We start from the raw sequence: 23,187 nt of genomic DNA, 5'->3' as shown, positions 1-23,187 counted from the left end.
GAGTGCCGTGGGCGTCAGCCTCAAGGACGTTGCACAACGGGCGGGCGTGTCCATCAAGACCGTGTCGAACGTGGTGAACAACTATCAGCACGTCACACCGAAGATGCGCGCCAAGGTGCAGCAGGCCATCGATGAACTCGGCTACCGGCCGAACCTCACCGCACGTCATCTGCGCAAGGGCCGGACCGGCATCATCGCGCTCGCCGTGCCCGAGTTCGGCAACCCGTACTTCGCCGAACTGGCGGGTGCGGTGGTCGACGCGGCCGCCCGGCACGACTACACCGTCCTGGTCGATCACACCGCAGGCCTCAGGGAGAAGGAACTCCTGGTCAGCCAGGGATTCCGGTCCCATGTCATCGACGGCCTCATCCTCAGCCCCATCCATCTGGAGCCCGAGGACCTCATGGCGCGCACCGAGACCGCGCCCCTGGTCCTGCTCGGCGAGCGGGAGTACGAGGCCCCGTACGACCACATCGCCATCGACAACGTGGCCGCCGCCCGCGACGCCGTACGCCACCTCATCGACCACGGCCACCGCCGGATCGCCTTCCTCGGCTCCCGCACCGGACGTGAACGCCAGCCCGCCCATCTGCGACTGCGCGGCTGGCGCGAGGAGCTCGACGCGGCCGGCGTCGAGCCCGACGAGTCACTGGTGGTGGTCACCGACGGCTACAGGCGTGAGGACGGCGCCACCGCCATGGCCGCCCTCCTGGACAGGGGGGAGCAGCCCGACGCGGTCTTCGCGTACAACGACCTCATCGCCATCGGCGCCATGCGCACCCTGAGCGCACGCGGCCTGCGCATTCCCGAGGACGTTGCCGTCGTCGGCTTCGACAACATCGAGGAGGGCCTGTACGGAGCCACGACCCTCACCACCATCGCCCCCGACAAGGAGGCCATCGCCCGGCTCGCCGTCGACAGCCTCGTCGAACGGCTCTCCGGCAACCCGGTGCCTGAACCACGACGGCGCCGCCCCGGCTATACCCTCGTCGTCCGCGAATCCACAGTGCCCCGGCCCATCGCCGCAGAAGGGCACTGAGTACCGTTCCTCCGGCTGTTCGCTCCTCCCAAGGATCTCTGATGCCTCGCCCCACCGTGAACCGCAAACCGTTCGGCGTCCATGACCGCACGGACGTCGATCTCTGGACACTCGACTCCGGTACGGGAGTCCGGGCCGAGATCCTTACCTACGGCGGCATCCTGCACAGTCTCACCGTGCCGGACACCGCCGGAACCACCGCATCCGTCGTACGGTCCCTGGCCACGCTGGACGACTACACCGGCAAGAACCCGTTCTTCGGCGCTCTCATCGGCCGCTTCGCCAACCGCATCGCCCACGGCCGTTTCACCCTCGACGGAACAACGCACCACATCCCCGCCAACGACCGGGGCCACGCACTGCACGGCGGCCCCGACGGCTTCCACACCAGAATCTGGCAGGCCACCTCGGACACCGGCGAGGACGCCGCCACCCTCCGACTCACGCTGCACAGCCCCGACGGCGACATGGGCTTCCCCGGAGCGCTCGATGTCACGGTGACGTACACCCTCGACACCACCGGCACGCTCGCCATCGACTACACCGCGACCACCGACCGTCCGACGGTCCTCAACCTCACCAACCACGCCTACTTCGACCTCACCGCGACCGGAGACATCCTCGGCCACACCCTCCAGGTGGACGCCGACACCTATCTGCCGGTCGACGGCGACGGCATCCCGCTGGGACCCGCCGCCGATGTGCACCACACCCCGTTCGACCTCACCGGCCCGCGCACCATCGGGGAGCGGATCGCGCTGCCGGACGAACAACTGCGGATGGCGGGCGGCTTCGACCACTGCTGGATCGTCCGCGACCCCGAGCCCGGGCCGCACTCGGCGCTGCGCCGGGCCGCCCTTCTCACCGCCCCCGACGCCGCCCGGATGCTGGAGGTCTGGACGACCGAACCCGGCATCCAGGTCTACACCGCCAACCAACTCGACGGCACCCTCGCGGACCCCGCGGGCCTGCGCCACGCACGCCACAGCGCGATCTGCCTGGAGACCCAGCACCTGCCCGACTCGCCCAACCGTCCCGACTACCCCAGCACCGAGCTGCGTCCCGGCGAAGTCGCCCGCAGCCGGACCGAGTTCAGGTTCCCTCACCTCGTGCCGCATCCGGCCTGAGCACCGGCGCAACGGCAGAGGCGGGCCTATTCGCAATGCATCGGGCTTTCAGCCCGGTGGTGAAGCGAATCCCGGTCTGCTCCGACGTAAGCGTGGCTGCTCGGCCGGTGTGTGTCTTCTTCGGTGCGCGCCCGGCGGGTGCGGGGGCGGGGGCCGATGGAACGGGGAGCTGCGGCCCCGTCATCGCGTGCTCCGGTCTCGCCCCTCCCGCTCCCCCGATGGCGGCCCGGCTCACGCTCCACTCTCGTGGAGGGACTGGAGGCGGGCCAGTTCGTCCTGCGAGAGCCGCAGCGCGCCGGCGGAGACGTTCTCGATCAGGTGGTCGGGGTTGCCGGTGCCTGGGATGGCCAGCACATGTGGTCCACGGTGCAGTGTCCACGCCAGCCGGACCTGCGCGGGCGTCGCGCCGTGTTCGCGCGCGACGGCGAGCACTTCGTCGTCGTGCGTGTCGCTTGCACTCGCCTCGCGCCGGTCGCCGGAGATTGCGAAGTACGGCACGAACGCGATGCCCTGCTCGCCGCAGCTGTCCAGCAGACCGTTGGCGTCCGAGAGCCGGCGGTCGAGGCCGTACCAGTTCTGCACGCAGACCACCGGCGCGATGGCCTGGGCCTCGGCGAGGTGCTCGGGTTTGACGCTGGAGATGCCCAGGTGACGGATGAGGCCGGCGTCGCGCAACTCTGCCAGGGCGCCGAAGTGCTCCGCGATCGAGTCCTGGTTCATCCTGCGCAGGTTGACGACGTCGAGGTGGTCGCGGCCGAGTTGACGCAGGTTCTCCTCGACCTGGCCGCGCAACTGCTCGGGCGTGGCCGGGGGCAGCCACTCGCCCGACGGGCTCCGTCCCGGTCCGACCTTGGTGACGATGACCAGGTCATCGGGGTATGGGGCCAGTGCCCGGTTGATCAGCTCATTGGCGGAGCGCAATGGGGAGAAGTAGAACGCGGCTGTGTCTATGTGGTTCACGCCGACTTCGACCGCGCGGCGCAAGACCCTGATCGCAAGGTCGCGGGCGATCGGGGCGCCGTCGGAGTTCCCGCGCATGCCGCTGCCCGTCAGGCGCATCGTGCCGAAGCCGAGGCGGTTGACTTCCCGGTCGCCAAGCCTCCAGGTGCCCGCGGCCGCCGCGGCAATCGTTTCCGAGATCATGATTGAGGCCTTCCTTACGACTTCGGGGCGCGCTGAAGAGGGTGCACTGGTCCTTGGGCGTGGGCGGGCGGTTCCGACCGGCGATGACAAGGGTTTACTGCAGTTCGCCGCCACTGCCGACCTCGGAGTATGGGGTCGCGATCACCATGAAAAGAAGTCATGGAGCAGGCGGGAAAGGTCACATGGAGCACTGGAACGAGTTGGCACCGTGCTGCGTTGGAAGATACGTGAACGCCGCCATACGCAAGGCGGCGGTTCAGGGGTTTATCTGTACATGTCGCGAGGCAGATGCTCGTCCGCCTCCACGACATCGGCGCCGGCCGAGCCGGCCGGGGAAGAACCACGGCGAGTCCGGGTGGCGGCGGTGAGCGACTCTTGGAGGCCCCGAAGTCCTGGCCCGGACACCAGGGAACAACCAACCCACCGGAAGGACTTCACGTGCTGGCTGCCGCCCGGGTTGTTGGAGCTGCCGCCGTCGTTGAACGGGGCCATGAGCATGAAGTGGGTTCGGGCGAGCAGGTGCATTCCGGACAGCAAGAGCTGTCGGAATTTTGCTGCAATCCATTGCGGTGAGGAAGTCACCTGGGCATGGCAGGTGCGCAAAGAGCCGCAGCGTGGACAGTTGTGCGGGTGTAGGGGAATGGCGGAATGCGCCGTGATGTTGGGACGTCCATGACCTTTTCTGTAGACGTGACCGTCCGGGGCTACGAGCTCGACACGCAGGGGCATCTGAACCAGGCCGTTTATTTGCAGTACGCCGAGCACGCGCGCTGGGAACTGCTGCGCGTTGCCGGCCTGTCGCAGGAGAAGCTGCTGGCCAGCGGCGTCGGACCGGTGAGCCTTGAGACGACGGTGAAGTTCCTGCGGGAGCTCCGCGGCGGCGACCGGGTGCGGGTGACCTGCCAGTTCGTATACGGCGAGGGGAAGACGTTCGAGATCGCGCAGAAGATCCTCAAGGAAGACGGCACGGTCGCGGCGCAGATCACGGGCGTGGCGGGGATGCTCGACCTGGCGGCCCGCAAGCTGATCGCCGATCCGGCCGGACATCTCGCCTCACTCGCCGAGAACCCGGACCTGCTCAGCGGCTGACCGGCCGCCCCGCGGCTGTGCGGTGCCGGTGGTCGGGCCTGCCTGCTGATACAGCGTCACCAGCACGCTGTGCACGGGCTGATCTCCGGCGCCCTCCTCGGCCTCGTCGACCAGCCTGGCGAGGGTCTCGCCGAGCTGTTGTGCCTTCGCGGGGCCGAGTCGCAGCTGACGCGGCGTCAGGTGTGTCTCGGCGGGGGAGCGGTCCAGTTCCTGGGCGACCGCGGCGAACGTCGCCGCGGTCCCGGCCTCTTGGGGTTCGGCGACGACGATGCGGCGGGCCGTGCGCCGGTACTACTGCTCGGTGCCGCCGCGGACCTGGCGCGTCTCGGCGATGTGGACCAGCCCGGCTTCGCGCAGCACCTTGAGGCGGTGGGCCACGTTGCCCTTCTTCGCATCGAGTTGCACGGCGAGCTTGCTGATGGTGGCGGGCCGGTGGCCCAGGGCGAAGGGAAGCCGCCCGTGAAGCGGCATCGCGCGCCGATCGCGCCGGATGATGCGCGGGCGGACCCGTCGTACGGTGAATCTCAAACTACGATGAGTCTCGTATTATGGAAGACCGGACGAAGCCAGGAAGTGGAGCCATCGTGACCCCAGCCAGCGCCCCTGCCACAAGCGCCGCTGCGGTCGGCGGCCGCTTGCTCGACCATCCCACGCGGGACGAGATCCGCATCGAGGCAGTGCTCCACGCACTCTCCGACCCGATGAGGCTGCGCGTGGTCCGTGAGCTGGCCGCCGCCGATGCCGAGCTCACCTGCTCCCGCTTCGACCTGCCGGTGTCCAAGTCGACGACCACGCACCACTTCCGGGTGTTGCGCGAGAGCGGGATCGTCCAGCAGATCTACCGCGGCACGGCCAAGATGAACGGGCTGCGCCGCGACGATCTGGAGGCGCTGTTCCCGGGGCTTCTGGACAGCATCCTCGACGCCGCGAACCGGCAGGTGCGGCGCATCGGCGAGGACCGGTAGCCTCACGGTCCGCCCCGGTCGCCACCCTCCGCGGCGCTCAGCAGCCCCGCCCAGTCCGGGATCTTCACCGGCCCCCGGCCCAGCGACCGGCCCAGCGCCGCCTCAGCCCGTTCGATGGACAGCCAGCCGTCCCATTCCACCGGGCGCAGCCCCCACGCCCGGAGCGCGGCCACGGGATCGGGTGCCGACGGGCGCCCGGCGAGGAGCGTGGCGTCATCGAGCAACGATGTCACCGTCTCCTTCGCGCACGACCGGTTCGAACCGATCACTCCGGTCGGCCCCCGCTTGATCCACCCGGCGACGTACTCCCCGGGCGACGGCACCCCGTCCCGCAGCACCCGCCCCGCCAGATGCGGCACCGTCCCGCGCGCCGGGTCGAACGGCAGACCGGGCAAGGGCAGCCCGCGGTAGCCGACGGCCCGCAGCACGAGCTGGGCGTCGATGTCTTCGTACGTACCGGCGTCGCGCACGCCCCCGCTGCCGTCCGGCACGGTACGGGCGAACCGCACCCCGGCCACCCGCCCGTCCCGCTCCAGCAGTTCGACGGGGCGCAGAAAGAACCGCAGGTGGATCGTGCGCAGCGGGTCCCCCTCCGCGCCCGCACCTGTGGCGCCGGCCGCGGCCCATCCGCGCAGCACCTCGACATTGCGCCGCGCCGCCGCCGTCAGGGGCGGTGCGTTCGGCGGTGAGGACAGGGCCGGCGCCGACCGGGGGGACGGATCGACGTACGCCGGGTCGAGGGCCAGCTCCTCCTCGTCCACCACCACCCGCGCCTGCGGCAGCGCGCCCAGCTCCCGCAGCTCCTTGGTGGTGAACCGGGCCTGCGAGGGTCCGCGCCTGCCCGTCATGTGGACCTCGCGCACCCGGCTTCCGGCCAGCGCGCCGAGCGCCCCGTGCGGTACGTCGGTGGGGCGCAGCTCCTCCGCGCTCCGGGCGAGAATCCGCGCCACGTCCACCGCCACATTGCCGACCCCGATCACCACGACCGAACGGGCCCGCAGCGCAAAGCTGTTGGCGGCGGCGTCGGGGTGTGCGCTGTACCAGGAGACGAACTCGGTCGCGGAGCAACTGCCGGGCAGGTCCTCGCCGGGGACGGCGAGGCCACGGTCGGTCGCCGCCCCGACGCAGTACACGACCGCCTGGTAGAGCTCGCCGATCCGTTCGGCCGGGATCCCGTCGCCGCCCACCTCGACATTGCCGAGGAAGGTGATCCGCTCGTGCTCCAGGACGGCCCGCAGACTGTTCTGCAGCGATTTGATCTTCTCGTGGTCGGGGGCGACGCCGTAGCGCACCAGGCCGTACGGGCAGGGGAGCCGGTCCAGCACATGGACCCGGACATCGGGCACCCGGTCCTGCTCGACCAGGGCCTGGGCGGTGTAGACCCCGCTGGGACCGGAGCCGACGACGGCGACACGGAGCACGGCGCACCTCTTCCCGCAGGATGCCTCCAGCATGGCACCGGTGGCCGGGGCAGGGGAGAGGCGCGCCCGGACGCCGTCAGGACGACATCGCGCGCATCCTGTCGATCTCCACCGTCTGCTGGGCGACGACGTCCCCGGCCATCTCCTCGACCTGCACATTGTTCCCCTGCGAGAGCACCTCCGTCGCCATCGTGATCGCTCCCTGATGGTGGGTGATCATCAACTTCAGGAAGAGCTTGTCGAAGGCCGCGCCGTCCGCCGCCCGCAGCTGATCCAGCTGCGCCGGGGTCGCCATTCCGGGCATCGCCGAGTGATCGTGGCCGCTTCTGCGCTTCTCCTGGCCATTGTGTGTGAGCCATCCCTCCATGGCACCGATCTCCGGCTTCTGGCCTGCGGTGATGCGCTCGGCGAGCCGCTTGACCGCGGTGGAGTGGGAGCGGGCGGTGACGAGGTCGGTCAACTCCAGCGCCTGGGTGTGGTGTTGGATCATCATCTGCACATATCGGAAGTCGGCCGAGTTGGGGGTGTCGTCCCCGGTGGCCTTCGCGGCCTCCTCGGCGGACAGGGTCCGCGCGGGCTCACCCGGTTTCCCGGGCGCCACAACCGAAGGCCCCCCGTCCGTCTGCGCCTTCGTACCGTTGTCACCGCCTCCCTCATCGCATGCACCCAGGGTGAGAACGGCGGACATGACGGCCACGGCGAGAACAGTTCTGCGTACACACATGGTCCGACGGCGGATCAACAAGTGGACCTCCATTGCCATATGGGGTGGTTGCGAACCGTCCTAACACGCTTCCGCACGACAGCGATCAGAAACTTTCATTACGTCTCTGTTGCCATCTGTTGAGATACCCGTGGGGAGGACGATACTGCCGGTGTCCGTGAACCGTTCAACTACGTACGGATGCATGGGAGGACGCAGTGATTTCGTTGCACACGAGCCCGGCGCGGCGCAGACGTCTGGGTGTGGCCGTGGCAGCAGCCGGGCTGCTCGCCACGCTGCTTACGGCCGGCCCCGCGGCCGCGACGCCCGACCCCGGCGGTACAGCCACCGCCCGTACCGATGTCTCCGCCGCCCAGGAGGCCGAAGCCGCGGCCGCCATCAGCAGCGGCGAGATACCCGGCGTGGACGAGATCGTCCACAGCAGCAACATCACCCATCTGGCCAACGTCCCGAAGGACGCACTCAAGGGGCTGAACACGGACCTGGCCTTCCAGGGGAAGTACGCCTTCGCAGGAAACTACGACGGCTTCCGGATCTACGACATCAGCAATCCGAAGTCCCCGAAGACGGTCGCCCAGGTCCTGTGCCCCGGATCGCAGAACGACGTCTCGGTCTCGGGAAACCTGCTCTTCCTGTCCACCGACTCCTCGCGCAGCGACAACTCCTGCACCAGCACCACCCAGCCCGCCACGGAGAAGTCCTCCTGGGAGGGCATGAAGGTCTTCGACATCAGCGACAAGCGCAACCCGAAGTATGTCGCCGCCGTCGAGACCGCCTGTGGATCGCACACCCACACGCTGGTCCCCGATCGCAAGAACGTATACGTGTACGTCTCCTCGTACTCGCCGAGCGACACGTTCCCGGACTGCCAGCCGCCGCACGACGGGATCTCCGTCATCAAGGTGCCGCGCAAGGCACCCGAGAAGGCCGCGATCGTGAACTTCCCGGTGCTCTTCCCGGACGGCGGCAACCCGGGCGCCCCGACCAACCCGGGCGTCTCCAAGACGACCGGCTGCCACGACATCACGGTGCTGCCCTCCAAGGACCTGGCAGCCGGTGCCTGCATGGGCGACGGCCTGCTGTTCTCCATCAAGGACCCGGAGAACCCGAGGATCATCGACCGGGTGCAGGACAACGTGAACTTCGCGTTCTGGCACTCCGCGACGTTCAACCAGAAGGCCGACAAGGTCGTCTTCACCGATGAACTCGGCGGCGGCGGCGCAGCCACCTGCAACGAGGAGATCGGCCCGAAGCGCGGCGCCGACGGCATCTACGACATCGTCGGCAGGGGAGACCACCGCAAGCTGGTCTTCCGCAGCTACTTCAAGATCGACCGTCCGCAGGCCGACACGGAGGTCTGTGTCGCCCACAACGGTTCGATCATCCCGGTCAAGGGCCGCGACCTGATGGTTCAGGCCTGGTACCAGGGCGGAGTCTCGGTGTGGGACTTCACCGACTCCTCGAAGCCGAAGGAGATCGGCTACTTCGAGCGCGGCCCTGTCAGCACGGACGCGGTCACCACGGCCGGCCCCTGGTCGGCGTACTACTACAACGGCTACATCTACTCCAACGACATCGCCAAGGGCTTCGACGTCCTGAAGCTCGACGACCGGCGGACCGACCCTGCGAAGCGGGTGCGGCTGGACGAGCTCAATGTTCAGACGCAGCCGGACTACTTCGACCGCTGATCCGGCCGGTTCATCCGATCGGCCGACACCATCCTGCTCCACCGCGCACCGAGCGCGTCCCGCCGGGCGGATCCCCCGCCCGGCGGCACGCCGCAGTCGACGCCTGCGTCAGGCTGCCGTCCTGGCGTTCCCGCCGGTCGCAGCGGCCCATTCCACGAGCAGTCGCTGGTACTGCTCCTCGTCCTCGGGGGAGAGGCAGCCGCCGGAGCGCTGCCACAGGTCACGAATCTCTTTGTTCACCACGGCGGCAGTACGCACGGAATCGGAGGAGCACGGAGAACGGGACATGCGTACAGGCTAAGGCCCCGATGTGACAATCCGACCCATTGGGCGTCAGGGACATCTCTCACATGTTTCTCAGGCAACGCCCGGCGTCAGTCCCAGCATCCGCAGCCCATCGGGCCGCGCCTCCACCGGAAGATGCTGCACAAAGCGCACGTCACAGCCCAGTGCCGCCGCCCCGCCGTCCGCGCGCCGGTCGTCGCCGACCATCACCACATCCGTCGGGTCCTGCCCGATAAGTGTGCAGGCGGTGTGGAAGAGCCGTGTGTCCGGCTTCTGGACGCCGTGCTCGTACGACAGGACGTAGGCGTCTATCAGGGCGTCCAGGCCGTGTGCCCGGAAGACCGGCCGCAGGTCCCAGCCGATGTTGCTGACCACACCGATACGGGTGCCGCTGTCGCGCAGCGCACCGAGCACCTCCGCCGCGTCCGGGTAGGGCCGCCAGGCGGCAGGTGATCTGTGCCGCTCGTACAGCGCGTCGTACAGCCCCGGATCCGGCAGGGCCACCTGCCGGGCAAGTCCCGTGTACGCCTCCCGGTGGAGTTCCGCGCTCTCGTCGCGAGTGGCCCACACGGAGGCGAGGCGGGCAGGGACGTGCTGGGGAGGCGGGCCGCCCGGCAATGCCCCGGCGGCCTCGAGCCCCCGCGCGTACTGCTCGAAGTCGGCCGCGCTGACCGTCACCTCGCGCTCGGCGACGACCGCGCGCAGCCAGGACCGGACCGATTCGATACGGAAGAGGGTCCCGGAGAAGTCGAAGAGCACACCCTTGATCTGCATGGGCGCGATCCTTCCCGGTTCAGGAGCGCCGCGGCAAGGTCTCTGGGCCGTGCCCCTCGTACCTGGCGAACCCGGCGACGGAGAACCCGACCAGAGCCGCCCCCAGCAGCCAGCCGCCCAGCACGTCGCTCATCCAGTGCACCCCGAGGTAGAGCCGGGTGACTCCCACCCCGACAGCCGAGACCCATGCCGCCGCCAGGGCCGTCCGCCACATCCGGGGTTCCGTACCGTGCCGTCGCAGCAGCCAGAGCAGCAGACCGCAGGTCACCGTCGCCGTCATCGCGTGACCGGAGGGGAACGCCGCGTAGTGGGCGGAATCCACCGGGTCCGGCCACTGCGGCCGCTCCCGGCCGACCGCGGCCTTCAGTCCCTGCTGCAGGAGAGTCGACAGCGCGCTCGTCACTGCCACCCACACCGCGAGCGCCCGCGCCCCGCGCCACCACAGCACCACCACGGCCACCGCGATCAGGGCGCGCATGGTCCATGGATCCCACACCCAGTCGGTCAGGATCCGGTTCGCGTGGACGAGCCCGGGTTCCGTGACCGCCCTTCGGTGCAGGGCGTCCGCGACCGTACGGTCCAGCGTCATGAGCGGCGACCAGCGCACGGCGACCAGGATCAGCAGGACCAGGGCAGCAGACGCACAGACCACGGCTGTGCCGAAAGGTGTGACGCCGGAGCGGGTGCGGGCCGGTGGGGCGAGCGGTGGGGACGGCATGGGGTGATCTTCGCGGACGATCCGCACACCCGGCTATCCCAGTGCGCTGAGTCCCGGAATGAATGCCACCAGAAGCGGAACCACCGGTACCAGGGCGGCCGCCGCGGTCAGCCGGAGCCGACGGCCCGCGGTGAGCCGCTCCACCGGGGTCAGCAGCCGGTTCACCCGCAGCGGCAACTGAGCGTCCGGCGCCGGGCACGGGCCGAACACGCCACGGTCCTCGTTGAGTTCCACCAGGGCCAGAGCGATCGTCAGCCGTCCGAAGCGCCTGGACGCCACATCGTCCGCGGCCAGTTCGACCAGCCGGTGCATCTCGTCGCGGAAGGCCGCGAACACCGGAACCTGCGGGAACCCGATCGCGAGCGCGCCGGAACAGTGCAGCAGCCAGTCGTGCCGGGCCCTCGCGTGTCCCTGCTCATGGGCCAGCACGGCATCCAGCTGACGGCCTTTCAGGCGACCAAGTGCCGCCGTGGTGATGACCAGTTGAGGTGCGGCACCCGGCAGCCACCAAGCATCCGGACGCTCTCCCTCCAGCACGACGAGCCGACCGCTGCCGGGCTCCTCGCCGGGCATCAGCGGGGAACGCACCAGCAATTCGGCGCGCCGTCGCCTGCGACGCACCTGGGCTCGGTGGATCTCCCGGGTCAGCATTGCCGCGGTCCACACCCCTCCGAGCGCCAGCAGCACGGCCATGGCCGCAGACCACCGCCCGTGCCCGCCCAGCGCATACGCCTCCACCACGGCACGCGGCGCCGGTGCGAACACATGTCCGCGCACCGCCTGCCAGGCCGCGGCCGCACTGAACGTCATGGAGAGCGCGAAGGAGAGCAGCACCCCGGCCACCACGCACTGCCAGACCCACAGCGCAACGACGGGCTCACGCTCCGGCCAATCCGCCCGCGCCATCAGACGTGGGGTCACGACGGCGGCCAGTGCACCGAGCAGCAGCAGCGCGAGGGAGACCAACATGGCGTCAGCCTATGAGCGCTGCGGCAGCCGCGGGTATGGCTGCGCACGGCAAGTGATGCACGCCACGGTTTGGCCTGTCCTCTGTCTCACAGAGTGAGCAGCATTGCGAACATGGCTATCCCCATCGTCAGCCGACAGGCGAGAGCCAGCTCGGGCCATGCGCCCCAGCCGCTCCCGGCCGGCCCGCCACCGCCCCCCGCCGTGGCGGCCACCGGTATCAACCGGGCTCCCGAACGCAGCACATACACCGCGTAGTAGGTCAGCAGCAGTCCGGTCAGCAGAGGTATGCCTCCGGCCGTCACCGCGACATCATGGCCCGTGTGTCCGCCATGCTCGCCGTGTGTCCCTCCACCGCCCGGTGCCATCGCCAGCGCCATGTAGACCATCGCCGACGACCCGACCAGATGGTGCAGATGATGCGTGCTGCGCCGGGAGAACCACAGCGCGCGCAACGAGGCCGCACCGAACAGCACCGCGTACACCGCCCACCCCCACACAGGTGGTGTCACGACGGCAGCCGGCACGGCCATGGCCGCCATGCCGAAGCCCATCAGAGCCTCCGCACGCGCTGTCCTGCGTCCCTCCCCGGTCTCTCTGCGCGTGCGCAGCAGGCAGTACGCGCCCGTCACCCCGCACAACGCCATCAGCAGCCAGCCGGACATCGCCGGTCCGTGCACAGCGCACCTCCCCCTGGACGTACGACGTCGGTCCCTCTTTGTCGATGCCCGGGCCCGGGCCGTCGTACGCGGCGCACTGAGGTACACGGGGAGCGCGCGGAGGGGGTGTTCCCTGCCGCGCCGGGTGCTCCCGTCCGGCGATGGGAACGGCCCGCGGGAGGCTCGCTCTCTGGGGGGAGATCCCCGACGCCGACGCCGACGCCACCGCCCAGCCGGCCCGCCGCGCGGGCCTACTGATCGTTCCCGGCCCCGCGTTCTCCGCCGTGGAAGGTTTCCGCCATCACCTGCGCCTCGCGTTCGCGGATCATGACGCCGGCCTGGAGAAGGCCCTGCCTGTGCTCGTCGACTGCGCGGAGAGAAGCCGGGCCGCACAGTCGATGGCGCACCGGCACTGCTACGGGCGGTAGCGCAGTGGACGGTCCTCCGGCACTGCTACGGGCGGTAGCGCAGTGGATGGTCCTCCGGTACTTCCACCACGACGATCCTGTGCCCGTCCGGATCGCGGATCCACATCTCGACGAGCCCCCACGGCTCGCACACCGGCGGCCGCAGCACCTCGACGCCACGGGCCGACACCTCCTCGTGCGCCGCCCGGACGTCCGCGACCTGCAGCCACAGTTCGAGGCCGGGCACCGGCGGTGCGGTGGCGCGCCCGGAGACCTCCAGGAAGCCGCCGCCGAGGAAATAGACCGTGCCCCGCTCGGGGCCGGTGCCGAACTCCCGGTAGACAGGCAGCCCGAGGGACTGGCCGTAGAAGATCCGTGACCGCTCGGGATCGGCCGGACGCAACAGGATCCGGCTGCTCAGCACATGAACCATGCGCCAAACTCTAGGTCCGGAACACGCGGGTTACGCTGCTTCGGCACGGCCACAGCAGAGAAACGGAGAGCCACCACCATGGACATAGCCCCCGCCGAGGACTCGGGACAGCTGACCTTCCGCGACGCGGCCGACGCCGATGTGCCCGCACTCGTGACGCTGATCGAGTCGGCGTACCGCGGGGACTCCAGCCGGGCCGGATGGACCACCGAGGCGGACATCCTGCAGGGGCAGCGGACCGACCCGGACGGTGTCCGCGAGGTCGTCGAAGCGCCCGGCAGCCGACTGCTCGTGGTGGAGCGCGATGGTGCGCTCATTGCCTGCTGCCAGCTGGAACACCGCGGTGACGCCGCCTACTTCGGGATGTTCGCGGTCCGTCCCGAGCTGCAGGGGACCGGTCTCGGCAAGGTGATCATCGCCGAGGCCGAGCGCACCGTCCGGAAGAGCTGGGGGGTGACCGAGATGCACATGACCGTGATCTCGGTGCGCGAGGAGCTGATCGCCTGGTACGAGCGCCGCGGCTACCGCCGTACGGGAAAGTTCAGCCCGTTCCCGTACGGCGACGATCGCTTCGGCATCCCGCAGCGCGACGATCTCACGTTCGAGCTGCTGATCAAGGACCTGGTCTGACCTGGCCGGCAATCAGGCGGTGAAGCGGCCGGCGCGGCGGATCTCCGGGTAGTCGGTGGTCGCGCCGTCCAGTCGCAGGGCGCGTACCAGCCGCAGATGGTCCTGGGTGTTCACCACCCAGCCGATGACCTTCAGCCCTTCGGCGTGCGCCTGCTCGACCACTTCCAGGGTGAGGCGGCGGATGTTCAGCGCCAGCGTCGCCGCACCCACCGCCTTCGCCCGGTCCACCACATCGCTCCGCCAGCGGCTCGCGATGAGTACGGTCCGTACCCCCGGCACCAGTTGGGCGATCTCGGCGACCGCCTCGTCGTGGAACGACGACACCTCGATCCGGTCGACGAGACCGCGTCGCAGTATCACTTCTGCCAGGGCGCGGGCCGCGGCCACGTCCTTGATCTCCGCCTGAACGGGGGACCGTACGGCGTCGAGCACCTCCTCGAAGACCGGCACGCGCTCGCCCTGCCCGGCATCGAGTTCGCGCAGCTCCGACAGGGTCTTCTCGGCGATCGGACCGCTGCCGTCCGTCGTACGGTCCACATCGGCGTCGTGCATGACGGCCAGCGCGCCGTCCTTGCTCAGATGAAGGTCCAGTTCGATGGCGTCCATCCCGGCCTGCTCCGCATGGACGAACGACCGCAGGGTGTTCTCCGGCTCGACACCCATCACTCCGCGATGACCGATGGTGAGAAAAGACAAGGCAACTCGCTTCCGTCGACGGCGTCTTCCCGCGTGCGGCTCCTACCCACGAGGCACTACGGCATTACGGCATTTCGGCAGCCTAATGGCCCACCCCCGAGAGAGAGCCGCTCGGACGAGGGGGAGTGGCGCCGTGTCCCTGGATGTCGGCGGCACCGAGCAGGAATCCGGTGATGACGGCTGCGACAAGAACGGCACGGATGCTCACGCGGCGGATCTCCAGAGGTGGCGCGAAGGGCGGATGACGTCCGTCCTACCCGCAGACGGCAGTGCCGGGCGAGCTGTGTCACTCATGCGTGGGCGCGCCCTGCATGGCCTGACCGCACATGTGTACGAGCCCCGGCGGGGCGGCAGCCTCCGCCATGGCTCCGGCCGACGGAAGCGTTCGCAGGGACGGTTCCGTGCAGGAAGAATCGCGGTGACCATGGGGGGTCGGCAGGATAATTTTCTGAGGCCCACTTGTCCGAAGGAACCGCAGATGGATACGGTTGCTTGACGCGAGGTTCTCCTGTGGAGGAAGTGTTATGACGGAAATTCTTGTGCACGACGTTGCCGCAGGCGACATACCTACGGACCAGCGGGTGGTTGATCACCCCGCCTGGCCCGCGCTCAAGAATGCCGTGGAGGAGATCCGCCCCTGGCAGTCGAAGGACGGTTCCATCGACTTCGACGCCGACGGCGCGCCGTCCCGGGCGGCTGCCCGGGCGACGCTGGATCGCGTGATCGTCGCGATCGAGGAGCTTTCCCCGCTGCTTCCGCACGACGACGCCTACCACCGTGCCCTTGCCATGGACCTGCGTCGCTGGGCCACGGACGGCTTCGGCGTGCCGGACTTCCTCGACTCGCTGCTCGCCTTCCAGCCGGCCAAGGACCGCACCGACGGGCTCCAGCACCTGGTCGTCTTCGCGATGTACACACAGAACGGCAACCCGGACCGCAACCTCGAAGCGGTCGTGCTGCGGATGGTCTGGCCCGAGTGGCTGGCCGAGCTCGAAGCCACCCGCTACGACAACCCGTTGTTCTGCGGCATCACCTTCGAGGGCTTCACCTCGGGATACGACACCAACTCCGCGGTGCTCTTCCCGGAGACCGTCGCCGTGCGCGAGGCCCCCGAGCGCTTCAGCTGGGGCGGAATCTTCTGCGACCGCGAGGCCGCCCGCTTCCGCCGGGTCACCGAGGCGTCGGTCGATCTGCTCGGCGTCGAGCTGCCCGACGACATCCGCGAGATGGTCGGTGACCAGCAGCGCTGCGAGCAGGCCTTCGTGCTCTGGGACATGGTCCACGACCGGACGCACAGCCACGGCGACCTGCCGTTCGACCCCTTCATGATCAAGCAGCGCCAGCCGTTCTGGATGTACGGGCTCGAAGAGCTGCGCTGCGACCTCACCGCCTTCAAGGAGGCCGTGAAGCTGGAGGCCGACGGCTTCCCGCAGGGCCGCGATGTGCAGTACGCCGTGCTGTTCGACCGGATGTTCCGCTTCCCCGTCACCGGCGAGCGCGTCCGCAACTACGACGGCCTCGGCGGCCAGCTGCTCTTCGCGTACCTCCACAAGCACGACGTGGTCCGCTGGACCGACAACACGCTCAGGATCGACTGGGACCGCGCCCCGCAGGTCACCAACCAGCTCTGCGCCGAGATCGAGAAGCTCTACCGCGACGGCATCGACCGCCCCAAGCTCGTTCACTGGTTCGCCGCGTACGACCTGGTCTCGACCTACCTCGCCCCGCACCCGGGCTCCCGCTGGGCCAAGGGCCCGGACGCGCTGGATCTCTCCCAGCCTCCGCGGAAGCTCGTCGACGACGTGCTTCCGGACGAGTTTCCCCTGAGCATGTTCTATGAGGCGCTCTCCAAGAAGCTGAAGAACGTGATCGCCTCGACCAAGGGGATCACCGCCGTGGATGCCGAGCGGGCAGCCGCGTGAGCGCCGGTGCTGAGGAGGCGGTGGCCATGAACGCAAACGGCAAGGGCAACGGGAGCGGTGCTCTCGAAGGCGCCGTGGTCGCGGTCGCCGGGGCCGCTGGCCCGGCCGGCCGGGCCACCCTGCTGAGGCTCGCCGAGGCCGGGGCGACCGTCGTCGCCTCCGACGCCGACGCCACCCGCCTGGCCGAGGCGGTCGACGCCGCCCGCTACGCCCACGGCGGCGCCACGGTCACCGGCGACACCGTCGATCTGCTGGACCTCGCTGCCGCCCGCGAATGGGCGGACAAGACGGAGAAGGAATTCGGCCGGATCGACGGCCTGGTCCACCTCGTCGGCGGCTGGCGCGGCAGCGCCACCTTCGCCGAGACCGACCTCGCCGACTGGAACCTGCTGGAGAAGCTGCTGATCCGCACGGTCCAGCACACCTCGCTGGCCTTCCAGGAGGGTCTGCAGCGCAGCGACCGGGGTCGCTATGTGCTGATCAGCGCGGCCGGGGCGAGCAAGCCCACCGCGGGAAACGCAGCCTATGCCGCGTCGAAGGCGGCGGCCGAGGCCTGGACGCTCGCGCTCGCGGACTCCTTCCGCAAAGCGGGGGGCGACGAAGGGCCCAGGACCGCGGCTGCGATCCTGATCGTCAAGGCACTGGTGCACGACGCGATGCGCGCCGAGCGCCCCAATGCGAAATTTGCGGGCTTCACCGACGTCAAGGAGCTGGCCGATGCCATCGCCGGCGTCTGGGACCGGCCCGCCCCGGAAGTGAACGGAAAGCGCCTGTGGCTGACCCCGCAACCGTAAGGACCGACGCGCGACGCCACCACGACCCGCAGGTACGCGGCTTCGCCAGTGACAACTATGCCGGCACGCACCCTGAGATCCTCGCGGCCATTGCCCTTGCCAATGGCGGTCACCAGATCGCCTACGGCGAGGACGACTACACCGAGCATCTTCAGCGCGTCATGCACAGTCACTTCGGCCCGACCGCCGAAGCCTTTCCGGTCTTCAACGGAACCGGCGCCAACGTCGTCTCCCTCCAGGCGATGACCGACCGCTGGGGCGCGGTGATCTGCGCCGAGTCCGCCCATATCAACGTCGACGAGGGCGGCGCCCCGGAGCGGGTGGGCGGCCTCAAGCTGCTCACCGTGCCCACCCCGGACGGCAAGCTCACGCCCGAGCTCATCGACCGGCAGGCGTACGGCTGGGACGACGAGCACCGCGCCATGCCGCAGGTCGTGTCGATCACCCAGAACACCGAACTGGGCACGGTCTACACACCCGACGAGATCCGCGCCATCTGCGACCACGCCCACGGCCACGGCATGAAGGTCCACCTGGACGGGGCCCGGATAGCCAACGCCGCGGCGTCGCTGGACGTACCGATGCGTACATTCACCAACACCGTCGGCGTCGACGTCCTCTCCTTCGGCGGCACGAAGAACGGGGCGATCTTCGGCGAGGCCGTGGTCGTCCTGAACCCGGACGCCGTCCGTGCCATGAAGCACCTGCGCAAGCTGTCGATGCAGCTCGCCTCGAAGATGCGCTTCGTCTCCGTACAGCTGGAGGCACTGCTCGCCGGAGACCTCTGGCTGCGCAACGCCCGGCACGCCAACGCCATGGCCCAGAGGCTCGCGGAGGGCGTGCGTGCGGTGGACGGCGTGGAGATCCTCCACCCCGTCCAGGCCAATGCCGTCTTCGCCCGGCTGCCGCGCGAGGTGAGCGAGCGGCTGCAGAAGCGCTTCCGCTTCTACTTCTGGGACGAGGCCGCCGGTGATGTGCGCTGGATGTGCTCCTTCGACACCACGGAGGACGATGTCGACGCATTCGTCCTTGCCCTGAAGGACGAAATGGCGAAGTAGTCCATAGCTGAATAAGTATGCGGTCGACCGGAAAGTCATTGACATCCGGTCGGCCGCTTACCTACGCTCGGCGGCCATGGAGCTCATCCAGCAAGTACCGGAACTTTCCGCCTATCTCGCCGCCGATGAGGCCATCGACCATGAGCATCCGCTGGTACGGGACATGGTCGCCGATCTCCGCGGCAATACCACCGACGCATACACATACGCGGCGGACGCCTACGCTTTCGTGCGTGACGCCATTCCGCACTCCGCCGATTCGGGCGACATGCGGGTCGCCTGGCGCGCCTCCGACGTCCTCGCGACGCGCAACGGTGTCTGCCACTCCAAGTCCCACGCTCTGGCCGCCCTCCTCCGCGCGGCGGGCATCCCGACCGCCCTCTGCTACCAGGGGCTCGGCGACGAGAACGGGGGTCCGGGCCCCGTGCACGGGCTGATCGCGGTTCGGCTGCCCGGCCGCGACCGCTGGGACCGTCAGGACCCCCGGGGCAACAAGCCGGGTGTCGACGCCCACTTCTCGCTCGACGAGGAGCGGCTGGCATGGCCCGTCCGCCCGGAGTTCAATGAAGTGGACTATCCAGTACTCTATGCAGCACCGCATCCGGCGGTACTGCGCGGCCTCCGGTCCGCCGAGGACCGTCCGCAGCTGTGGCGCACTCTCCCCACAGCGCTCTGAGATCCCGTCCCGAGGCAAGGCAGTCGATGACCCTGACGTTCACCGTCTCCCACGACGTACGTACCCTCGCCCCCGGCTTCAGCCACCTCGCCGTCGAAGCGCGCGGCCTGGTCAACGGGCCCAGCAACGACGACAGCTCGGCCCTGCTGGACGAGGCGGCCCGCCGCCTGGCCGAGCGGCTCGACGGCCGGGCCCCGCACGAGGACCCCCACCTCGCCGCCTGGCGCGACACCTACTCCGCCTTCGGCGCCAAGCCCTCCCGCACCCGTAATTCCGCCGAAGCCCTGGCCCGGCGCGCGCTCACCGACGCCGGGCTGCCGCGCATCAGTCTCCTGGTCGACCTCTACAACGCCATCAGTGTCGCCCATCTGATTCCGGTCGGCGGCGAGGACACCGACCGCATCAACGGCACCATGCAACTCGTGCGTTCCACCGGCCAGGAGCCTTTCGCCACCGTCGCGGGCGGCGAGGAGACCGTGGAGCACCCCGAGCCCGGCGAAGTCGTCTGGTGCGACGACGAGGGCGTCACCTGCCGCCGCTGGAACTGGCGACAGGGCGTGCGCACCCGGCTCACCGAGGAGTCCGTGAACGCCGTATTCCTGCTGGAGCGCCTCGCGCCCATGACGATCGGCGAACTCGAGGCCGCAGGCGCCGAACTCGCCGAGTGGCTGGAGAAGCTGAGCCCCGGGGCGCGGATCACCGTCGGCACCCCGGAGTGACATTTCGGTCGTGGCCGTGAGCCGGCCGCTCAGCTCTTCTCGCGCACCTCGGCGGGCGTCGGAGCCGTACCGCCGAGGTGCGAGGGCACCCACCAGGTGTCGCTCGCGTCCTTCGGGCGCACGGGATAGGCGCGCTGAGCCGCTTCGAGGAGCTCCTGGGCCCGCTCCCGCAGCCGCCGGGTGATCGCGCCCGCGTACTGGTCGGCGGGTGCCTCCACCGGCTCGCCGACCCGGATCGTCACCGGAATGTGGTTGCGCTTGAAATTGCGCGGCCGGCCCTTGGTCCACAATCGCTGCGTCCCCCACAGGGCCATCGGGATCAGCGGCACGCCTGCCTCCTGGGCCAGCCGGGCAGCGCCGGACTTGAAGCTCTTCAGCGTGAACGACTCCGAGATCGTGGCCTCGGGGAACACGCCGACGATCTCGCCGGAACGCAGCGAGGCAAGGGCGTGCGCATATGCGTCCTCGCCCTGCTTGCGGTCGACGGGGATGTGCTTCATGCCGCGCATCAGCGGGCCCGAGACCTTGTGCCGGAAGACCGATTCCTTCGCCATGAAGCGGACAAGACGCTTCTGCGGCAGCGCCGCGAGCCCGGTGAAGATGAAGTCCAGATAGCTGATGTGGTTGCTGACCAGTACCGCGCCACCGGTCTTCGGGATGTGCTCGGAACCCTGAGTGTCGATCTTCAGGTCAAGCGCCTTGAAAAACGTACGAGCGGCGCCGATGACCGGCCGATAGACGAGTTCTGCCATCTGGGGAAGACCCTTCTTCAGCGCCTGAGGAGGGTTCTCCCGGCGGAAGTTACGCAGCCGTAGGTTTGCGGCATTGCGCCGATCGTGCCCCATGCGCGACGCGGTGGCCAGTCTCCGAGGGCGTGGGCCGCGAGATTCTCGTCACGTGGAACCGCCGGGAATGTCTTGGTACCCGGTGGCGCTGACCCCTTGCGAAGAGCTCTGACAGGAGGCCGAAGGTGGACGGGCAGACACACGCGGGAACGCTGGACGCGGCTCAACTCGGCGCGGAATTGGGGGAGTGGGCGACCCTTGTGCAGTTCTCCAGTGCGTTCTGTCAGCCCTGCCGGGCCACCCGCCGCACTCTCGCCGAGGTGGCGCGAATGGTGGACGGCGTTGCCCATGTCGAGATCGACGCCGAGGCGCATCTCACTCTCGTGCGCGAGCTGGAGATCAGCCGGACGCCGACCGTACTGGTCCTCGACGCCACCGGCCGGATCGTCCGCCGGGCCGTCGGGCAGCCGCGCACCGTCGACGTCGTCGCTGCACTGGGACGGGTGATGTGACGGACCGTGACGCATCTCCCACATTGCGGAACGCTCTTGACTGCCCCCACCACGCATCGTCAGTCTGACGCTGTGCCGCCAGACCTCCTTCTCTACGGCCGGGTCCATGTGGATCTCGCCCGCAACGCGAGTGCGCGCTGTCCGGGTGCCTGAGCAACCACGGCCCCGTACGCCTCCTCCGCAGAAGGACACCTCCATGACGGCTTCGCCCGAGCTCGGCACCTCCCGCACCGCATCCCCCGAACTCCTCCGCTCGGTCTTCCGGCAGCACGCCGCCGGTGTGGCAGTGATCACCGCCGCAGGTGACCGGCCGGTCGGTTTCACCGCAACCTCTCTCAACTCCGTCGCCGCCGAGCCGCCGCTGATCTCCTTCGGTGTGGGGACCTCGTCCTCCAGCTGGCCGGTCGTGGCCGAGGCCGAACACATCGGCGTCCACATACTCGGTGAGCACCAGCAGGAGCTGGCCGCCACCTTTGCCCGCAGCGGCGCCGACCGGTTCGGCCCGTCCACCTATTGGCGCAGTGGGCCCGAAGGCGTGCCGGTGCTCGACGGTGTGCTGGCGTGGCTGGTCTGCCGCGTGGTGGCCCGGGTTCCGGCGGGGGACCACCGGATCGTGATCGCGGAGGCCGTGGCCGGCGACCCGGCCGGAGGCGGTCGCCCGCTGCTGTATCACCAGGGCCGTTTCACCGCTCTGCGGGACTGAGAACGCCCAAGCGGCACAAGGGCGCCGCACGTTGGCCAGATCACAGTTCCAAGCGCTTGCTCATGGGTGAAACACTGGGTGTACTGACTAGTAATATTTCCTTCGGAGCGTCGGTCGCCCCGACCGGAAACCGCTCCATCAGGCGCCTATGCTGCGTGCAACAAGGCAGCCCAGAAATGACGATGCAGTAGGAGAGCCGGCGTGAGCTTGAGGATCGTTGTCTGTGTGAAGTATGTGCCCGACGCCACCGGCGACCGGCACTTCGCCGATGACCTGACGCTGGACCGTGAGGATGTCGACGGTCTGCTGTCGGAGCTCGACGAGTACGCGGTGGAGCAGGCGCTGCAGATCGCGGACGGTGCGGACGATGCGGAGATCACCGTGCTGACGGTGGGTCCGGAGGATGCCAAGGACGCGTTGCGCAAGGCGTTGTCGATGGGTGCGGACAAGGCTGTTCACGTCGAGGACGACGATCTGCACGGCACGGACGCCATCGGTACGTCGCTGGTGCTGGCCAAGGCCATCGAGAAGGCCGGTTACGACCTGGTGATCTCCGGCATGGCGTCGACGGACGGCACCATGGGTGTGGTTCCTGCGCTGCTGGCCGAGCGCCTGGGCGTCCCGCAGGTCACCCTGCTCTCCGAGGTCTCCGTCGAGGACGGGGTCGTCAAGGGCCGCCGTGACGGTGACACCGCGTCCGAGCAGCTGGAGGCATCGCTCCCGGCCGTGGTGTCGGTGACGGACCAGTCGGGCGAGGCGCGTTACCCGTCGTTCAAGGGCATCATGGCGGCGAAGAAGAAGCCGGTGGAGTCCTGGGGTCTGGATGACCTGGAGATCGAGGCGGACGAGGTCGGTCTGGCGGGTGCCTGGACCGCGGTCGACTCCGCGGCGCAGCGCCCGGCCCGTACTGCGGGCACGATCGTCAAGGACGAGGGCGAGGGCGGCAGGCAGCTGGCCGAGTTCCTCGCGGGCCAGAAGTTCATCTAAGGCGCACCGCCCCTCAATCGCCCCCGTTTCTTCGTTACTCGCAGGAGAGCATTCCCATGGCTGAAGTTCTCGTCTATGTCGATCACGTGGACGGTGCCGTCCGCAAGCCCACTCTGGAGCTTTTGACGCTGGCCCGCCGGATCGGTGAGCCGGTGGCGCTCGCGCTCGGTGCGGGTGCCGCCGATACCGCGGGGGTGCTGGCCGAGCACGGTGCGGTGAAGGTCCTGACCGCCGATGCGCCGGAGTTCGCCGATTATCTGGTCGTGC

General features: G+C 69.1%; 28 protein-coding genes and 1 pseudogene. 16 read left to right on the top strand and 13 right to left on the bottom strand.

Annotation, left to right across the window (positions count from 1 at the left end):
- Positions 1–7 precede the first annotated feature (7 nt).
- Together ACFVYE_RS44300 and ACFVYE_RS44295 are read left to right on the top strand one after the other, a co-directional pair.
- Positions 8–1,039, top strand: coding sequence for a LacI family DNA-binding transcriptional regulator (locus ACFVYE_RS44300; RefSeq protein ID WP_389609169.1), 1,032 nt, complete (start codon positions 8–10; stop codon positions 1,037–1,039).
- Positions 1,040–1,080: 41 nt separating this feature from the next.
- Positions 1,081–2,166, top strand: coding sequence for an aldose epimerase family protein (locus ACFVYE_RS44295; RefSeq protein ID WP_389609167.1), 1,086 nt, complete (start codon positions 1,081–1,083; stop codon positions 2,164–2,166).
- Positions 2,167–2,397: 231 nt separating this feature from the next.
- Here the strand turns inward: ACFVYE_RS44295 and ACFVYE_RS44290 are convergent, their stop codons facing one another.
- Positions 2,398–3,309: an oxidoreductase gene (locus ACFVYE_RS44290; RefSeq protein ID WP_383972375.1), complete on the bottom strand. Its 912-nt coding sequence runs from the start codon at positions 3,307–3,309 to the stop codon at positions 2,398–2,400.
- Between the two features lie 672 nt (positions 3,310–3,981).
- Here ACFVYE_RS44290 and ACFVYE_RS44285 point away from each other — a divergent pair.
- Positions 3,982–4,398, top strand: coding sequence for an acyl-CoA thioesterase (locus tag ACFVYE_RS44285; RefSeq protein ID WP_383972374.1), 417 nt, complete (start codon positions 3,982–3,984; stop codon positions 4,396–4,398).
- 291 nt (positions 4,399–4,689) lie between these two features.
- On the opposite strand, the gene ACFVYE_RS44280 is transcribed toward ACFVYE_RS44285, so the two are convergent.
- Positions 4,690–4,869, bottom strand: a complete 180-nt coding sequence (locus tag ACFVYE_RS44280; protein WP_389609165.1) for a helix-turn-helix domain-containing protein — start codon at positions 4,867–4,869, stop codon at positions 4,690–4,692.
- 113 nt (positions 4,870–4,982) lie between these two features.
- Here ACFVYE_RS44280 and ACFVYE_RS44275 point away from each other — a divergent pair, with 113 nt between their 5' ends.
- Entirely contained in the window at positions 4,983–5,363 is a 381-nt protein-coding gene (locus ACFVYE_RS44275) for an ArsR/SmtB family transcription factor (protein WP_383972370.1), read from the top strand.
- 2 nt (positions 5,364–5,365) lie between these two features.
- Here the strand turns inward: ACFVYE_RS44275 and ACFVYE_RS44270 are convergent, their stop codons facing one another.
- Both ACFVYE_RS44270 and ACFVYE_RS44265 read right to left on the bottom strand, forming a co-directional pair.
- Complete coding sequence (locus ACFVYE_RS44270; protein ID WP_383972367.1) at positions 5,366–6,784, bottom strand: FAD-dependent oxidoreductase; 1,419 nt, start codon at positions 6,782–6,784, stop codon at positions 5,366–5,368.
- Positions 6,785–6,860: 76 nt separating this feature from the next.
- Positions 6,861–7,547, bottom strand: coding sequence for a DUF305 domain-containing protein (locus tag ACFVYE_RS44265; protein ID WP_383972364.1), 687 nt, complete (start codon positions 7,545–7,547; stop codon positions 6,861–6,863).
- A 158-nt stretch (positions 7,548–7,705) separates the two neighbouring features.
- On the opposite strand from ACFVYE_RS44265, the gene ACFVYE_RS44260 reads away from it, so the two are divergent.
- A complete protein-coding gene (locus tag ACFVYE_RS44260) occupies positions 7,706–9,196 on the top strand; it encodes an LVIVD repeat-containing protein (protein WP_383972363.1) in 1,491 nt (496 codons plus the stop codon).
- 108 nt (positions 9,197–9,304) lie between these two features.
- Here ACFVYE_RS44260 and ACFVYE_RS44255 read toward each other — a convergent pair whose 3' ends face one another.
- The 5 genes from ACFVYE_RS44255 to ACFVYE_RS44235 all read right to left on the bottom strand — a co-directional run bounded on the left by ACFVYE_RS44255 (position 9,305) and on the right by ACFVYE_RS44235 (position 12,619).
- Positions 9,305–9,484, bottom strand: coding sequence for a hypothetical protein (locus tag ACFVYE_RS44255; protein WP_383972360.1), 180 nt, complete (start codon positions 9,482–9,484; stop codon positions 9,305–9,307).
- Between the two features lie 69 nt (positions 9,485–9,553).
- Positions 9,554–10,255 (bottom strand): HAD family hydrolase, encoded by a 702-nt coding sequence (locus tag ACFVYE_RS44250; protein ID WP_383972357.1) that lies wholly within the window; start codon positions 10,253–10,255, stop codon positions 9,554–9,556.
- Between the two features lie 19 nt (positions 10,256–10,274).
- Entirely contained in the window at positions 10,275–10,973 is a 699-nt protein-coding gene (locus ACFVYE_RS44245) for a phosphatase PAP2 family protein (protein ID WP_389609162.1), read from the bottom strand.
- A 33-nt stretch (positions 10,974–11,006) separates the two neighbouring features.
- Complete coding sequence (locus ACFVYE_RS44240) at positions 11,007–11,942, bottom strand: M56 family metallopeptidase (RefSeq protein WP_383972351.1); 936 nt, start codon at positions 11,940–11,942, stop codon at positions 11,007–11,009.
- An 86-nt stretch (positions 11,943–12,028) separates the two neighbouring features.
- Positions 12,029–12,619, bottom strand: a complete 591-nt coding sequence (locus tag ACFVYE_RS44235) for a DUF5134 domain-containing protein (protein WP_389609159.1) — start codon at positions 12,617–12,619, stop codon at positions 12,029–12,031.
- 140 nt (positions 12,620–12,759) lie between these two features.
- Here ACFVYE_RS44235 and ACFVYE_RS44230 point away from each other — a divergent pair, with 140 nt between their 5' ends.
- Positions 12,760–13,026 (top strand): hypothetical protein, encoded by a 267-nt coding sequence (locus tag ACFVYE_RS44230; protein WP_383972345.1) that lies wholly within the window; start codon positions 12,760–12,762, stop codon positions 13,024–13,026.
- A 25-nt stretch (positions 13,027–13,051) separates the two neighbouring features.
- On the opposite strand, the gene ACFVYE_RS44225 is transcribed toward ACFVYE_RS44230, so the two are convergent.
- Complete coding sequence (locus ACFVYE_RS44225; RefSeq protein ID WP_383972342.1) at positions 13,052–13,438, bottom strand: VOC family protein; 387 nt, start codon at positions 13,436–13,438, stop codon at positions 13,052–13,054.
- A gap of 78 nt (positions 13,439–13,516) precedes the next feature.
- Here ACFVYE_RS44225 and ACFVYE_RS44220 point away from each other — a divergent pair, with 78 nt between their 5' ends.
- Positions 13,517–14,068 carry a GNAT family N-acetyltransferase gene (locus ACFVYE_RS44220; protein WP_383972340.1) on the top strand — a complete coding sequence of 184 codons (552 nt, stop codon included), beginning with the start codon at positions 13,517–13,519 and terminating at the stop codon, positions 14,066–14,068.
- Between the two features lie 12 nt (positions 14,069–14,080).
- Here the strand turns inward: ACFVYE_RS44220 and ACFVYE_RS44215 are convergent, their stop codons facing one another.
- On the bottom strand, positions 14,081–14,731 hold the full coding sequence (locus tag ACFVYE_RS44215) for a glycerophosphodiester phosphodiesterase (protein WP_389609177.1): 651 nt from the start codon (positions 14,729–14,731) through the stop codon (positions 14,081–14,083).
- A 115-nt stretch (positions 14,732–14,846) separates the two neighbouring features.
- Positions 14,847–14,972 (bottom strand): hypothetical protein, encoded by a 126-nt coding sequence (locus ACFVYE_RS44210; RefSeq protein WP_383972338.1) that lies wholly within the window; start codon positions 14,970–14,972, stop codon positions 14,847–14,849.
- Between the two features lie 316 nt (positions 14,973–15,288).
- Between ACFVYE_RS44210 and ACFVYE_RS44205 the strand changes: the two genes are divergently transcribed.
- From ACFVYE_RS44205 to ACFVYE_RS44185, 5 genes are all read left to right on the top strand, one after another.
- On the top strand, positions 15,289–16,686 hold the full coding sequence (locus tag ACFVYE_RS44205) for a DUF6421 family protein (protein WP_383972335.1): 1,398 nt from the start codon (positions 15,289–15,291) through the stop codon (positions 16,684–16,686).
- Between the two features lie 26 nt (positions 16,687–16,712).
- Positions 16,713–17,480 carry an SDR family NAD(P)-dependent oxidoreductase gene (locus ACFVYE_RS44200; protein WP_389609156.1) on the top strand — a complete coding sequence of 256 codons (768 nt, stop codon included), beginning with the start codon at positions 16,713–16,715 and terminating at the stop codon, positions 17,478–17,480.
- On the top strand, positions 17,459–18,538 hold the full coding sequence (locus ACFVYE_RS44195; protein WP_383978549.1) for a threonine aldolase family protein: 1,080 nt from the start codon (positions 17,459–17,461) through the stop codon (positions 18,536–18,538). Before ACFVYE_RS44200 ends, ACFVYE_RS44195 begins: the two co-directional genes overlap by 22 nt.
- A gap of 76 nt (positions 18,539–18,614) precedes the next feature.
- A complete protein-coding gene (locus tag ACFVYE_RS44190) occupies positions 18,615–19,214 on the top strand; it encodes a transglutaminase domain-containing protein (protein ID WP_389609154.1) in 600 nt (199 codons plus the stop codon).
- A gap of 26 nt (positions 19,215–19,240) precedes the next feature.
- On the top strand, positions 19,241–19,933 hold the full coding sequence (locus ACFVYE_RS44185; RefSeq protein ID WP_389609152.1) for a B3/4 domain-containing protein: 693 nt from the start codon (positions 19,241–19,243) through the stop codon (positions 19,931–19,933).
- Between the two features lie 29 nt (positions 19,934–19,962).
- Here the strand turns inward: ACFVYE_RS44185 and ACFVYE_RS44180 are convergent, their stop codons facing one another.
- Entirely contained in the window at positions 19,963–20,685 is a 723-nt protein-coding gene (locus ACFVYE_RS44180) for a lysophospholipid acyltransferase family protein (RefSeq protein WP_383978542.1), read from the bottom strand.
- Positions 20,686–20,903: 218 nt separating this feature from the next.
- Here ACFVYE_RS44180 and ACFVYE_RS44175 point away from each other — a divergent pair, with 218 nt between their 5' ends.
- The 4 genes and pseudogenes from ACFVYE_RS44175 to ACFVYE_RS44160 all read left to right on the top strand — a co-directional run.
- Entirely contained in the window at positions 20,904–21,230 is a 327-nt protein-coding gene (locus ACFVYE_RS44175; RefSeq protein ID WP_383978539.1) for a thioredoxin family protein, read from the top strand.
- 196 nt (positions 21,231–21,426) lie between these two features.
- The gene (locus tag ACFVYE_RS44170; protein WP_389609150.1) at positions 21,427–21,933 is read left to right on the top strand and encodes a flavin reductase family protein; all 507 of its coding nucleotides are present in this window, start codon (positions 21,427–21,429) and stop codon (positions 21,931–21,933) included.
- Positions 21,934–22,134: 201 nt separating this feature from the next.
- On the top strand, positions 22,135–22,920 hold the full coding sequence (locus tag ACFVYE_RS44165; RefSeq protein ID WP_383978533.1) for an electron transfer flavoprotein subunit beta/FixA family protein: 786 nt from the start codon (positions 22,135–22,137) through the stop codon (positions 22,918–22,920).
- Positions 22,921–22,976: 56 nt separating this feature from the next.
- Positions 22,977–23,187, top strand: a pseudogene (locus ACFVYE_RS44160) (electron transfer flavoprotein subunit alpha/FixB family protein); the annotation flags it as partial.

The sequence above is a fragment of the Streptomyces sp. NPDC058239 genome (assembly GCF_042882185.1).
Classification (GTDB): domain Bacteria; phylum Actinomycetota; class Actinomycetes; order Streptomycetales; family Streptomycetaceae; genus Streptomyces.
Note: the sequence above shows the minus strand (reverse complement) of the source record. Positions and strands in the feature narration are given on the sequence as shown.